This window comes from Citrobacter sp. TBCS-14, assembly GCF_005280805.1.
Taxonomy (GTDB): domain Bacteria; phylum Pseudomonadota; class Gammaproteobacteria; order Enterobacterales; family Enterobacteriaceae; genus Citrobacter; species Citrobacter gillenii.
In genome coordinates this window covers 1-237 of sequence record NZ_SZWM01000821.1, presented here as the reverse complement: position 1 = coordinate 237, position 237 = coordinate 1, and the positions used below count along the sequence as shown (strand labels likewise).

The following is a 237-nucleotide window of genomic DNA, read 5'->3' as shown; positions in this document are numbered from 1 at the left end:
ACAGCATGACCGTATACGAAATGGAAGGTTTTCTCCGTGGCAAATGTCTGCCCGGTGACATGATGGTTAACGAGGGCAACGCGCAGTATCTGGTGCGTAAATTCTCTGAGTTGCAATCACAAAACGCAGACCTTGCAGTACAGCTCGCTAACGCCGATAGCAAGTGCGGGGAACTGGCGGCGGAATTAAGTGCTGTAGATAAAATTCACAACGAGGCTGTATTCATCACCGACGACC

The 237-nt window shown here is 50.2% G+C and carries 1 pseudogene; it reads left to right on the top strand.

The annotated features are described in order from the left end of the window. Positions 1–237: pseudogene (locus tag FDX22_RS21485) on the top strand (hypothetical protein); the annotation flags it as partial.